12 protein-coding genes are annotated in these 12,854 nt (G+C 35.3%); 10 read left to right on the top strand and 2 right to left on the bottom strand.

What is annotated here, in order from left to right; genetic code table 11:
* Positions 1-15: 15 nt before the first annotated feature.
* The 4 genes from dltC to ACI6PB_RS11155 all read left to right on the top strand — a co-directional run bounded on the left by dltC (position 16) and on the right by ACI6PB_RS11155 (position 3,354).
* Entirely contained in the window at positions 16-255 is a 240-nt protein-coding gene (gene dltC / locus ACI6PB_RS11170; RefSeq protein ID WP_371125783.1) for a D-alanine--poly(phosphoribitol) ligase subunit DltC, read from the top strand.
* Positions 256-258: 3 nt separating this feature from the next.
* Positions 259-1,521: a D-alanyl-lipoteichoic acid biosynthesis protein DltD gene (dltD, locus tag ACI6PB_RS11165; RefSeq protein ID WP_404327430.1), complete on the top strand. Its 1,263-nt coding sequence runs from the start codon at positions 259-261 to the stop codon at positions 1,519-1,521.
* 105 nt (positions 1,522-1,626) lie between these two features.
* Positions 1,627-2,040: a MerR family transcriptional regulator gene (locus tag ACI6PB_RS11160; RefSeq protein WP_025085933.1), complete on the top strand. Its 414-nt coding sequence runs from the start codon at positions 1,627-1,629 to the stop codon at positions 2,038-2,040.
* Positions 2,041-2,319: 279 nt separating this feature from the next.
* Positions 2,320-3,354: an IS30 family transposase gene (locus ACI6PB_RS11155; protein ID WP_059075255.1), complete on the top strand. Its 1,035-nt coding sequence runs from the start codon at positions 2,320-2,322 to the stop codon at positions 3,352-3,354.
* Between the two features lie 338 nt (positions 3,355-3,692).
* Here the strand turns inward: ACI6PB_RS11155 and ACI6PB_RS11150 are convergent, their stop codons facing one another.
* Positions 3,693-4,616: an IS30 family transposase gene (locus ACI6PB_RS11150; protein ID WP_404327429.1), complete on the bottom strand. Its 924-nt coding sequence runs from the start codon at positions 4,614-4,616 to the stop codon at positions 3,693-3,695.
* 185 nt (positions 4,617-4,801) lie between these two features.
* Between ACI6PB_RS11150 and ACI6PB_RS11145 the strand changes: the two genes are divergently transcribed.
* The 6 genes from ACI6PB_RS11145 (at position 4,802) to ACI6PB_RS11120 (ending at position 10,900) form a co-directional block, all read left to right on the top strand.
* The gene (locus tag ACI6PB_RS11145) at positions 4,802-6,013 is read left to right on the top strand and encodes a glycine betaine/L-proline ABC transporter ATP-binding protein (protein ID WP_404327428.1); all 1,212 of its coding nucleotides are present in this window, start codon (positions 4,802-4,804) and stop codon (positions 6,011-6,013) included.
* Complete coding sequence (locus tag ACI6PB_RS11140) at positions 6,006-6,869, top strand: ABC transporter permease (protein ID WP_404327427.1); 864 nt, start codon at positions 6,006-6,008, stop codon at positions 6,867-6,869. Before ACI6PB_RS11145 ends, ACI6PB_RS11140 begins: the two co-directional genes overlap by 8 nt.
* A gap of 10 nt (positions 6,870-6,879) precedes the next feature.
* A complete protein-coding gene (locus ACI6PB_RS11135; RefSeq protein WP_025085935.1) occupies positions 6,880-7,785 on the top strand; it encodes a glycine betaine ABC transporter substrate-binding protein in 906 nt (301 codons plus the stop codon).
* Positions 7,786-8,005: 220 nt separating this feature from the next.
* Positions 8,006-8,869, top strand: coding sequence for a helix-turn-helix domain-containing protein (locus tag ACI6PB_RS11130; protein WP_404327426.1), 864 nt, complete (start codon positions 8,006-8,008; stop codon positions 8,867-8,869).
* Positions 8,870-8,947: 78 nt separating this feature from the next.
* Entirely contained in the window at positions 8,948-10,075 is a 1,128-nt protein-coding gene (locus ACI6PB_RS11125) for an AI-2E family transporter (protein WP_056955805.1), read from the top strand.
* A 39-nt stretch (positions 10,076-10,114) separates the two neighbouring features.
* Positions 10,115-10,900: a hypothetical protein gene (locus ACI6PB_RS11120; protein WP_404327425.1), complete on the top strand. Its 786-nt coding sequence runs from the start codon at positions 10,115-10,117 to the stop codon at positions 10,898-10,900.
* Positions 10,901-10,937: 37 nt separating this feature from the next.
* Here ACI6PB_RS11120 and ACI6PB_RS11115 read toward each other — a convergent pair whose 3' ends face one another.
* Positions 10,938-12,851, bottom strand: a complete 1,914-nt coding sequence (locus ACI6PB_RS11115) for a beta-glucoside-specific PTS transporter subunit IIABC (RefSeq protein WP_404327424.1) — start codon at positions 12,849-12,851, stop codon at positions 10,938-10,940.
* Positions 12,852-12,854 lie beyond the last annotated feature (3 nt).

Here is a 12,854-nt window from a genome sequence, read left to right as displayed (position 1 = left end):
TTAGGAGAGTTTATTATGGATGATATTAAAGAAAAAATCGTAGGTATTTTACAAGATGTTACAGGCCTAGACAATGTCGGCCAAGATGCTGATCAAGATCTATTTAAAGATGGTGTTCTAGATTCAATGGCAACAGTAGAAGTTTTGGTAACACTCCAAGATGATTTCGGAATTCAAGTACCAGTTTCAGAATTCGACCGTTCACAATGGTCAACAGTTAACAAAATTGCTCAACGTGTACAAGAATTGGAATAGACTATGAAAAAAAAGTTATGGATGATTTTTGGACCTGTTATAGTTGCCATTGCTGCTTTATTAATTCTTCTCTGGGCGCCAATCAACTTTAAGACGGTTACACCGCAAAAAGTTAGACAGGCCGCTACTTCATTGGACATCCGAGTTTTGAAGGGTGAAAGTGTGAAGAATGCTGCTGAAAAGGAAAACTATATTCCTATTATTGGTTCGTCAGAACTTTCTAGAATGGATCCGTTCCATCCATCTTCCATGGCACAAAAATATCACTGGAAGAATAAACCATTTTTGCAGGGGAATCCTGGTACTGCTTCATTGACACAAGCAATGAATGTTGGTGGGATGTCTAATCTTAAGGGAAATAAAGCTGTATTCATTATTTCTCCACAATGGTTTAGTAAATCCGGTGTTCAAGCTGATGCTTTCAAATATTTCCTATCACCATTGCAATTAACAGGTTTCATTTTGAAATCTAATACTGGTGATAAAGCAATGAACAAATATGTTGCTGGAAGGATTCTTGATTTGGGAGTCAGCAAAGGCCCCATCGAAGATGATGCTCTAGAACGTATTTCTGAAGGTAAACAGATTACTAGTTTCCAACGTTTCTATATTGAGACATTTGTACGTTCAAGCTTACAAAGTCAGGATAATCTGTTCGGATCATTATCAATGAATGATCATGAGAATATGATTAATGATGCCGCAAGTAAATTGCCTGATAGTTATAATTATAAGGATTTAAATAAATTAGCTACTAAGATGGCAAAGCATAATTCACGTGATAACGATATGCAAATTGGCGATTCTTTCTACAAGCGTCAATTAAGAAAGAGAATTAGAACTTATAAGAATACTCATCGTCACGTTAAATATACTAGTTCGCCAGAGTATAATGATTTTCAAGCACTACTTTATATGTTTGCTAGGAATAAGGTAGAAGTAATGTTTGTAATTCAACCTATTAATCCACATTGGGTTAAGTATACTGGAATGCCAAAGAGTTCAATTACTAACTTCGATAAGAAAATTAAGTATCAGTTGAGAACTCAAGGCTTCAATAATATAGTAGACCTTTCTAATGTTAAGAATTCTAACTATATTGCTGAAGATACTATCCATATGGGCTGGCGTGGCTGGTTAATGCTAGATCATCATTTGAAAGGCTATTACAAAGATAAGAAGGCAAATCCTGAAAATACACAGTATAAGATGGATGATTACTTCCTATCTAACGAATGGGTACAAACTAAAAATGTTACAAAATAAAAAAGATGCAGAATTCTGTATCTTTTTTATTTTGATGTTATGATAAAGCTCAAATACCTAAACTTAACTTTAGGTTAAGCATATGGAGGTTTATTTATGCAAGAAATGATTACTACTTATTCAATTGGAGAGGTAGCAGAAAAATTTGGATTGAGTTTACCAACAATTCGTTACTATGATAAAGAAGGATTAATTCCTAACCTTAATAAGAATGAAGCTGGTGTGAGACGCTTTACAGAAGAAAATATTGGCTCTTTGCAGATGATTGAATGCTTAAAGAATGCAGGTATGCCTATTCGAGATATTAAGCAGTTTATGCAATGGACCCTTGAAGGGGATGCCAGTTTGGATAAACGTTATCAGATGTTTCAAGAATTACGTGTTTCTGTTTTGAAACAAATGGAAGCTATGCAAAATACTCTCAATACAATTGATTTTAAATGTAAGTATTATGGACAAGCCACGGAAGATGGTACAGAAAAGTATGTTAAAAAAGAAATGCATTTAGAAAGACCTTAAAAGGTTCTTTAAAAGAGGTGTTGATATTAACCGTTTAAATTCGGTCAATAATGAACACCTCTTTTGATTTGAAAATAAAAATTTAAGCACATTCATACTCTAAACTGTCTTTTAGAAAGAAAAAGATTTCTTTTTTTGTGTTGCTAAATGAAAAAAATATAATGGCGAATTTTATAATCAAGTTAGCCACTTTAGAAAAATGACAAAATAAAAACACCAAGACGTAAAAATCAGGTATCATTGGAGTTCTCACACAAACAATGAAAGAGGTTTTTCGTCTTGGTGCTAGAACAGAATATCATAAATCGTCCTAAAGGACATCATTTAACTGAAATTGAACGTGGAAAGATTGCTTCCTTTCATTCAATTGGCTACTCGAATCGCCAGATAGCTAAAGCTATCGGCGTTTCACCTCAGACTATTAATAATGAAATTAACAGAGGTACTGTTGAGCAGATCAAGAAAGTTAATGGTAAAGTTCAACACTTGAATTGCTACTTTCCTGACACTGCACATCAAAAGTATGTAAAGAACCGTAAGCTTTGCCATCGTCCTTCTAAATTCGACCAAGTCACAGCCTTTTTAGGCTTCTTTGTAAGCCAGTTCATAGATAATGGATGGTCACCTGATACGGCCGTTGGACGAGCTAAGAACGAAGAATTATTCTTAGTAGATGAAATGGTTTGTACTACTACACTTTACAAATATATTGATGAACAACGACTTGAAATCCGGAATATTGATCTGGTAGAAAAGTCAACTAGACCGACTAAGCAACATACTTCAAAAAAGCATAAGCGTCTACTTGGTCGTAGTATTGAGAAACGCCCTAAAAGTGTTGATAGCAGAGAATCCTTTGGGGACTTTGAGATAGACACGATTGTGGGCAAAAGAAATGGCCATGAGAGTGTCGTCTTAACGCTCATAGAGCGTAAGACACGCTTTGAAATAATGAGACTTATTGACGGTAGAGATGCCGACTCTGTAGATTATGCTATGAAAGAGATCATAAAGAACTATGGTGATCTTATCAATTCAATCACTGCAGACAATGGCCCTGAGTTCTCTAATCTATCATCTGATATGGCTGGCGTTGCGGATGTTTACTTCACACACCCATATACATCTTGTGAACGTGGAACAAATGAAGTACATAATCGAATGATACGTCGTGACTTGCCCAAAGGGCTGTCACTGGATACAGTCAGCCCAAAAGTAATAAGAGACATAGAATTTAAGCTCAACAATATGCCTAGAAAGTTATTGAACTATAAAACGCCACAAGAACTCTTTGCTAGTTCCTGTGGCGCTTAAAGACATATTTATAAACTTCAAATACTGATATCACTTGGATTCAATTTATTTTGTCCAAGTGGCTAACTTGTTATTGAAATTTTCGAAAAAAATATAATATTTTTTTGAGAAATATAGATTATTTTTTTATAAATTGTCTTAGAAACTTTGTGAAAGCTCTTAAGCCTATACTATAAGTGGAGTTGAATGGTGCCTGAAAATGCCGAAAATCGGGACTTTTTACGAATCTAAACGGCTTACAATGGATTCAAATATTTGCACAAGCTTGAAATATTTGTTAGGGTTATAAAGGTCGCTGTTATTTATACGGCAGATTGCAAGAAATAACTTGAACGAATTTAGTGACGTAAATTAAGCAAGAAGATCTCGATTGGTGTATGCCAATTAAGACATTTAAGTGGCCGTGAATTCAAATACCAATTAATTTGAATCAGCTTGTGATCGCTTAACTCTTCAATGGCTTGGCCTTTGGGAATAAAGCGTCGTAAAACTCGGTTACGGTTCTCATTACTACCGCGTTCATGTGGTGAATAGGCATGGGCAAAATAAACCTGTGTACCAGTTTGCCGTTCAATTGTCTGATAGTTAGCGAACTCTTTACCATGATCTACGGTAAGCGTCTTGAGCTTGTTTTGAAGTTGACTAGCTAGTTCAAGTACGGCTTGAGTCATGGACTGACTGTCGCGACCATGGAGCCGTTTAACAATTGTCAGGCGACTCTTACGCTCCACAAAAGTAGCCACAGCTTGACCTTTACATTTGCCAGAAAGTACGGTATCAGCTTCAAAGTGGCCGAATTCCTGGCGAGTTTCGACTTTATGAGGACGCTCCTCAATGGAGCGGCCGTGACTGAACGTACCACGCTTTTCTTTAGCACGATGACGACGAATTCCATGATCAGGCAAATCGGGCAACTGTATATCAAGCCAGCCTTGATCAATCCAGTTATAGACCGTCTTGTAGGCAATCCCAACCACATGGGCAACTTGTTCAGGGGACCACTTCTGGACTTGAATCTTTTCCTCGACCAAGTGTTTAAGGTTTTTAGTGAGCGAAGACTTCCGCCCCCGTTGACTAACCTTTCGTTCAAAGTCAGTTTGCGCTAGCTCAGCCTGGTACTCACTATTTAGCCGGTGAAGTTCGTTAAAGATGGTGGTCTTACTAAAGCCTAAGTAGTTAGCGATGTATCGCAAGGAACGTCCTTCATTATGAAGCGTTTCAATGACAACACGGTTCTGGAATGATAAAATAGTGGTGCCCATTAAGGTCCTTCTTTCTAATGGAATGTTGTGGTAACACCATTAAAGACCTTGATGGGTTTTTCTGTCCACTTAAATGTTCAACTTAAATTTTACAATCTGCCATACTTTTAAATAATAGCTTTTTTATTTCTAATTAATGAGCATAGGAAAGTATGTTTATTTCAATTCCAAGAATGGGGGATTTAATGAGTACTAATAAGAGTACAAAAGTAGAAGTCAAAAACTTAACTAAGATTTTTGGTAAGCATATCAATAAAGCTAAAGAGTTAAGCAGACAGGGAAAAGATAAATCGGAAATTCTCAAGGAAACAGGTGCCACACTTGGTGTAGACCGAGCAAACTTTAAGATTTATAATGGTGAAATTTTCGTTATTATGGGTCTGTCTGGTAGTGGTAAGTCAACATTGGTAAGAATGATCAATCGTCTTATCGACCCAACTGATGGGGAAATATTGATTGATGGCGAAAACTTAATGAAGATGGATAAGAAAGAACTTCGTGAGGTTCGTCGTAAGAAAATGAGCATGGTTTTCCAAAGTTTTGGATTGTTACCTAATCGAACTATTTTGGAAAATGCTGAATATGGCTTGGAAATTCAAGGTGTAGATAAGGATACACGTGAAAAGAAAGCTAAAGAAGCTTTGGAAACCGTTGGTATCACTGGTTACAACGATGAGTATCCTGATCAATTGTCAGGTGGTATGCAACAACGTGTCGGATTAGCTCGTGCTCTTGCAAATGATCCAGAAATTCTATTAATGGATGAGGCTTTCTCAGCTCTTGATCCATTGAACAGAACCGATATGCAAGATCAACTCTTGGATATCCAAGAACGATTGCATAGGACAATTATTTTTATCAGTCATGATTTGAATGAGGCCTTGAAGATCGGTGATCGTATCATGATTATGAAGGATGCTCGAGTTATTCAAACTGGTACGCCAGAGGATATCTTGACACATCCTGCTGATGAATATGTTGAAGAGTTTATTGAAAATGTTGATAGAAGTAAGGTTTTGACTGCTGGTAACGTAATGATTCGTCCAATGACAGTTAATATTGAAAAGGCTGGTCCTCGTTTGACCTTGAAGATGATGAAGGCTAACGAAGTTTCAACCGCTTATATTGTCAATGCCGAACGTAAATTACTCGGAGTAGTTGATGCCAATGATGTTATTAAACTAGTTCGTGAGAAGAAAGGGGATATTACACCTATTATTCAAACTAAAGTTCCAACAACTGAAGAAGATACACCAATTTCTGATTTAATGGATGATATTTCCCAAACAGGTATTCCATTTGCTGTTATCAATGATAAGAAGCAATTAAAGGGAATCATCGTTCGTGGTGCCGTTCTAGGTGCCTTAGCCGGAAATGAGGTGAGTGATTTTGAATAGTCTTTTATTAGGTAGTATTCCACAAATTCCATTAGCACACTGGATTGATAATTTTGTTGATTGGTTAGTTCAATTTACTGGATTTTTCAATGCCATCACTAATTTTATTGGATCAATCAATAATGCCTTTCAATGGTTATTCGACATTATTCCAATTTGGCTTTTTATTGTTTTAGTTATTGCTTTAACATATTACGTTAATCGTGATCAGCAAAATTGGGGTCTATTGATCTTCGAATTCTTAGGTCTCTTATTGATTTGGAACCTAGATTACTGGCGTGATATGACACAAACTTTGACCTTAGTATTAACTTCAAGTTTGATTGCCTTAGTTATTGGTATTCCATTGGGTATTCTGATGGCTAAGAGTCATACTGCTGAGATTATTTTGAAACCAATTCTTGATTTCATGCAGACAATGCCTGCCTTTGTTTACTTGATTCCAGCTGTTGCTTTATTCGGTATTGGTATGGTTCCTGGTATTGTAGCCTCAGTTATTTTCGCTATGCCACCAACAGTACGTATGACAAACATGGGTATTCGTGAAGTTCCTGATGAATTGATCGAAGCCGCTGATTCATTCGGATCAACCGAATGGCAAAAACTATTTAAGGTTGAATTACCAATTGCCAAGACTAGTTTAATGGCTGGTGTTAACCAAAGTATGATGCTTTCACTATCAATGGTTGTTATTGCTTCTATGATTGGTGCAATGGGACTTGGTACTAAAGTTTACTTCGCCGTTGGTAGAAACGATGCTGGTAATGGTTTCTCAGCTGGTTTAGCTATTGTTATCTTAGCTATCATCTTAGATAGATTGACTCAATCATTAACAAGAACACGCAGAAAGAACTAGGAGGGATTTTTTGAAAAAACAAAAGTTTATTAAACTTTTCTTGTTAGCAGTATTAATCATCCCAATTATTTCCGCATGTAGTTCCCAAACAGCTCCGTACAAAAGTAAGGAAAAGTTGGGCCCACAAATTAATTACACAATTACAGGTATTGATGCCGGTGCTGGTGTAATGGCCTCTACTCAAACAGCTTTGAAAGATTACGGTTTGGAGAAGAACAACTGGCAATTACAGCCTAGTTCAACTTCAGCTATGACAAGTACTTTGGATAAAGCCTACAAAAATAAACAACCAATTGTGATTACCGGATGGCAACCACATTGGATGTTCAAAAAATATAAATTGAAGTTTTTGAAAGATCCTAAGAACGTTTATGGTAAAGCAGAACATATCAGTACTGTTGTTCGTAAAGGTTTGAAGAAGGATAAGCCTGAAGCATACACTATTCTGGATCGTTTCCATTGGACACCTTCACAGATGTCAGATGTTATGTTGAAAGTTAATGGTGGTATGGATCCTGATAAGGCCGCTAAACAATGGATTAAAAATAATCCTAAATTAGTTCAACAATGGACTAAAGGCGTCAAGAAGGTTCATGGTCAATCGTTGAAGATCACATATGTTGCCTGGGATTCAGAAATTGCCTCAACTAATGTGATTGCACAAGTATTGCGAGATCAAGGTTATAAAGTAACTATTCAAGCTATGGAAATGCAACCTGTCTGGGCTTCTATTTCTACAAAAGCCGCTGATGCAACTGTCAGTGCCTGGTTGCCTAAGACATCAGCTAAGTTCTATTCTGATTACAAAGGTAAGTTTGAAGATCTCGGTGCTAACTTGGAAGGTGCCAAAGTTGGATTAGCCGTTCCAAAATATATGACTAATATCAATTCCATTAATGATCTAAAAAATAAATAATTTATTAAAAATTGGAAGAAATTCCAATTTTTTTTTGCGTTAAATAGCTTTTAAATATATAAATGGAATAAAATTATCTATTTGTCATGGTATTAATTATATAAAACAATATTTTTACAATGGACTAGACAATATGACAACTTTATACCAATGACACGCTTTAATTATGGGTATATAATTATATTAATTATATATAAATTTATTATACAGGGGCGATGGCGTGGATATACAGGCGTTTATTGATAAAAGAAAAGAGTTAGGACTCTCACAAAAGGAATTGAGCAATGGTATCTGTACTCAAGCTACATTAAGTAAGTTTGAGAATAATGGTAAAATTCCATCATTGAAAATTTTAATTAAATTATGTAATCGTCTCGGTCTATCCTTAGATAGTATTATTGGCGTAAATGATAGCAGCAGTAAAAAAGTCGCTAAAGAAATGAGCCAAGCAGAATTCAATTTGATTATTCAGGAATATGATGATGCCTGGGCAATTATTAATAAGATTGACCCTGACATTTTGAATAATGATAAGAACCTCTTGATGCAATATTATTATTTGAGAGGTTATTTGAATGTTTTGGATGACGGAGATTTGTTTGATGCGGTCTTTGATTTCAATCGTATTTTATCGGAATTAGATACTCGTGGTGAAACCATTTTTACCTTCTTATCATTTGTAGGTATGGGTATGGTTTATGCCAAGCAAGGTGACGATTCGAAGAGTGAATACTACTTCAGCAAGGTATTCAATAATATTTATACAATGTCTATTGATGATGTAAGCAAGATCTGGCGTTATATCAATATTATTTTTTATTCTGCGATTTACTATTCGGAAAAACAGGATTTGGAAACAGCTAATGCATTGTTGAATTATGGTGTTAAGGTCTGTGCTGAGAATCATGTTACATATTACATTGCTCGAATTTATGCTCAACTAGCAATGAATGAAAATCGAGTTAACGGTAATAATGGGAAAGTACAGGATTACATCGATAAAGCACTCGTTTTCTCAGAGTTTAATGGTAACAAAAAAGAGATTGAAGTTATTAAACGATGGGTTAAAGCAAATAATCTTTAAAAGAAAGAGGATGTCATGGTATTTATGGCATCCTTTTTTATGATATATTGGTTAGACAAGTAAATTAGGGAGTAGTCTATGAAGCTAAGTCGAAAAAAATTAATCCAATATGGAATAATCATAGTATTAGTATTGTTTATCCTGATATATCCAGTAGAAATCTATAATATTTTTTTAAATATTTTGGGAGTTGCGATGCCACTGATTCTGGGAGCTGTATTGGCATATGTCTTAAATATCTTATGTGTTAAGTTGGAAAAATATTTTTTTCCTAATACTAAGATCAAAATTTTACAGAAGAGTCGTCGGGCACTAGTTATTTTGACCACTTTGGTTATTGTGACTTTAGTAATGGTAGGAGTATTTAGATTGGTCTTGCCTCAATTTTTCAATGCCTTAGCTGATTTCTTCAAAAATATTCCTTCATTCTTTGAAGGCTTATCGGCTCTGTTAGAAAAAATAAATCATAATTCGGTTATCTCTGATCAATTGGAGTCAATGAATATTGATTGGTCATCCGTACAAAGCAAAGTTATGAAGTATCTGACTAGCGGAATGGGTGGTGTCTTTGGCTCAACTTTTAAAATTGTGACTGGTATTACTAAAGGCTTTGTCAATTTCATTTTAGCTTTAACTTTTGCTATTTATATTCTGGCTACTAAGGAAAAGTTAGGTCGTCAGATTAAAAAGTTGGCTCATGCTTATTTGAAAAATGAACATATCCAAAAGGTTAAGTATGTAGTTGATATTGCAGATGATATGTTTAGCCATTTTATTGCTGGACAAGTTACAGAAGCAATTATTTTAGGAAGTTTATGTTCACTAGGAATGATAATATTTAGATTTCCTTATGCTTTATCAGTTGGTGCATTTGTCAGTATTACAGCTTTGATTCCCATTTTGGGAGCATGGTTGGGTGGAATTGTTGGATTCCTGTTGATTGCTGTTAAATCACCGATTGAGGCAGTTTTCTTCATCGTTTTCCTATTAGTTTTACAACAGTTTGAAAGTAACGTTATTTATCCACGAGTTGTCGGGACTTCAATTGGACTACCAGGAATCTGGGTTTTGGCTTCAATTACTGTTGGTGGTGGACTTGGCGGCATCGTCGGGATGCTTTTGGGAGTGCCCGTAGCCGCAACTATTTATCAATTACTTAAGAATGATACAAATCGCAGGCTAAATGGAATAGAAAAAGTAAAATAGTTATATAATTTACAAAATTACACTAAGGAGAGATGAGCTTTGTGGAATAATTATTTTGATTTCGTGTTAATTTTCGTAGCTACTTTTACTTTAATTCCGTACTTAACGTCACTGGTAACTTCCTGGTTGGGACATCTGTCAAAAATTACTTTGGTTAATAATTTGGGAAACAGTAGTCAGCTAATTGTTGGTGGAGTCGGCGTCATTATTCATGAATTAGGTCATGCCATTTTTGCTTATCTGTTTGGACATAAGGTAACTAACGTTCAATTGTTAAACTTGAATTATCGTCAATCAGGATCATTAGGTTCTGTAGATCATAAGTGGAATGATCACAATGTTTATCAAATGCTAGGGAACTTCTTTATAGGCTTAGCACCGTATTATATGTGTTCGTTAGCATTGTATTTGTTACAGAAGTTCTTGTTAAAAGCTCAATTTAGTTTTAGTACATTGATTCAGAGTTTGAATGTTAACAAGAGTGTTTCCATTAGCATAATCTTTGATTCCGTTTTGGATAATATGAAATCAAGTTTTGCTAATGCCTCATGGTGGATGATTCTGGTATATGTATTGTTGACCATCATGATAGCCAGCACCGGTTATGACTTGAGTAAGAACGATTTTATCACCGTTAATAAAGGCATTTTGCCATGGGTCGTAGTTCTATTAATTTTGGGATCAATACTTTATTTGTTTAATTTAAGGACAGCTGTTATGACTGGAGCAATTTACTTTGTAGCATTTTCAATTTTGTTTATGTTTCATGCTATTGTCAGCATTGTTTTAGCTATGGTAGTTATTAAGATATTAGGATTTATATAAAAAAGAGACTTCCGACTGGAAGCCTCTTTTTTATTGATTAAGCATGACTAGTAACTGTACTGTTAATTTCATCATCATTATTTTGATTTGACGCATTAAGTAAATCGTCACCATGCTCAATTGATTGATTGGATTTTAAAACACTAATGTCCTTAAAATCATTTGAATTAGTTATGATGATTGGAACAGTAATATCATAGCCATCTTTTTGAATTGCTTTGTAATCAAATTTTTCTATAAGCTGACCAGATTTAACAGTATCTCCTGCTTTGATTTGAGTGTCAAAGTGTTTTCCTTTTAAGTTAACTGTATCTAAACCGATGTGAATTAGTAATTCGACACCTGCATTAGATTTCAAGCCAATCGCATGTTTTGTAGGGAATACTGATACTACTTCTCCATCAAATGGTGCATATACCTCTCCGAGAGTGGGACTAATTGCAACTCCTTTACCCATAAATCCTTTTGAAAATACTTCGTCGTTTACGGATGAAAGAGGCATTACTGTACCTGATAATGGTGATTCAATGCTTGAATCTGTTACTTCGGTAGTAGCTCCTTTTGTATCTTTTTTACTTGTTTTGACACTAGGAACTAAAACTAATGTTAAAACTAATGCAATTGAGAACGCTACTACCAATGAAATTAGAAAACCAATAAATGAAGAATTGATACCATGATTACCGATGAACATTGGGATACCGAAGATACCACCTGATGCAAAGCCACCAAACATTTTGGCACCAGAGAATCCGGCGATAGCACCACCAAAAGCAGATCCAATAGATGCCATTAGGAATGATTTCTTATGTGGAAGGGTAACACCATAAATAATTGGTTCTGTAATTCCAAGGAAACCAGAAATGGTTGCTGAAATAGACAGCTCCTTAAACTTAGGGTCTTTGGCTTTAATAGACATAGCTAAAGCAGCACCTACTTGACCAAAAACAGTACAGTAAAGCATAGCGTTAATTGGATCAAATCCTTTTGTTGCAATGTTGTTTAGGAAAATAGGAATGAATGCCCAGTGCAAACCTAAAAGAACAGCCAATTGCCAAATACCAGCTAAAAGGAAACCGGCAAATGTTGGTGCAATTCCGTAAATCCATAGAACAGCGTCAGCCAACCATTGACTTAGAGTGCTTGTAACAGGACCAACAATAAGGAATGATAATGGAACAACGATAACTAGAGATAATAGAGGAACAAAGATACCCTTTAATTGTTTAGGAACAATTTTGTTTAAGTACTTTTGAACGATTGATAGCAAATAAATTGCGGCAACGATAGGAATTAATGTTTGAGTATAATTCATAAGAATTACAGGAATTCCCATAAAGTGTAGAGCCTTACCAGCACTGTATGCACTGACCATATTAGGATAGACTAAAGCACCACCAATAATTGCTGAAAGAAATGGATCTGTTTTAAATGCTTTAGCTGCAGAGAAACCTAAAATGATTGGTAAGAAGTAGAACACAGCATCTGAAGCTGCGTAAAGGATCATGTAGGTACCGGACTTTTCGGTGAGAATACCAGTAACTGTACATAATACTAAAATACCTTTTAGAATACCTGCTGAAGCTAAAGGACCAAGTACAGGCATAAATAGGGATGATAGTAATTCAACTAATGAATTCCAAATGTTTTTCTTTTCTTTTTTGTTATTGTCGATATTTTCGGCAGCGTTATCATCATCAATCTTTAGACCTAATATAGGCATAACTTGATTATAGATGTCTGCTACTTTGTCACCGATGACGACTTGATATTGACCACCGCTTTTAATTACGGTCATGACTCCATCAAGATTTTTGATGTCATCTGTTTTGGCAATACTTTCATCCTTTAATTTAAATCTTAATCTAGTTACACAATGAATTAAGCTATTAACGTTGTTTTTTCCACCAACTAGATCAACAATCTTTTGCGCTAATTCTTTATCAGTCATGAT

It is taken from the genome of Companilactobacillus paralimentarius (assembly GCF_963227125.1).
GTDB classification, from domain to species: Bacteria; Bacillota; Bacilli; order Lactobacillales; family Lactobacillaceae; genus Companilactobacillus; species Companilactobacillus paralimentarius.
This window is presented reverse-complemented; position numbering and strand designations above follow the sequence as displayed.

Coding starts and splice junctions, on each gene's coding strand:
- dltC (WP_371125783.1), top strand. CDS start 16: ATGGATGATATTAAAGAAAAAATCGTAGGTATTTTACAAGATGTTACA.
- ACI6PB_RS11145 (WP_404327428.1), top strand. CDS start 4,802: ATGAGTACTAATAAGAGTACAAAAGTAGAAGTCAAAAACTTAACTAAG.
- dltD (WP_404327430.1), top strand. CDS start 259: ATGAAAAAAAAGTTATGGATGATTTTTGGACCTGTTATAGTTGCCATT.
- ACI6PB_RS11115 (WP_404327424.1), bottom strand. CDS start 12,851: ATGACTGATAAAGAATTAGCGCAAAAGATTGTTGATCTAGTTGGTGGA.
- ACI6PB_RS11125 (WP_056955805.1), top strand. CDS start 8,948: ATGAAGCTAAGTCGAAAAAAATTAATCCAATATGGAATAATCATAGTA.
- ACI6PB_RS11160 (WP_025085933.1), top strand. CDS start 1,627: ATGATTACTACTTATTCAATTGGAGAGGTAGCAGAAAAATTTGGATTG.
- ACI6PB_RS11150 (WP_404327429.1), bottom strand. CDS start 4,616: ATGGGCACCACTATTTTATCATTCCAGAACCGTGTTGTCATTGAAACG.